We start from the raw sequence: 265 nt of genomic DNA, 5'->3' as shown, positions 1-265 counted from the left end.
AATGGTGGAGCTATGCGGGATCGAACCGCAGACCTCCTGCGTGCAAAGCAGGCGCTCTCCCAGCTGAGCTATAGCCCCATACAGTGTAGTTAAACCTCATTACCCGTAATTTTTGGTGAGGCAAGGCGTGGTGACACGAAGCATACTTATGTATGTGAGTGTCGCCGCAACGCAGCATCAGCAAAAATTTGGTAGGCCTGAGTGGACTTGAACCACCGACCTCACCCTTATCAGGGGTGCGCTCTAACCACCTGAGCTACAAGCC

General features: G+C 53.2%; 1 tRNA gene. It reads right to left on the bottom strand.

The window, feature by feature from the left end:
- Window positions 1-2 precede the first annotated feature (2 nt).
- A tRNA-Ala gene (locus OGY07_RS01850) sits at window positions 3-78 on the bottom strand.
- Window positions 79-265: the final 187 nt, after the last annotated feature.

This window comes from Citrobacter sp. Cs237 (assembly GCF_030332325.1).
GTDB classification, from domain to species: Bacteria; Pseudomonadota; Gammaproteobacteria; order Enterobacterales; family Enterobacteriaceae; genus Citrobacter_A; species Citrobacter_A sedlakii.
This window is presented reverse-complemented; position numbering and strand designations above follow the sequence as displayed.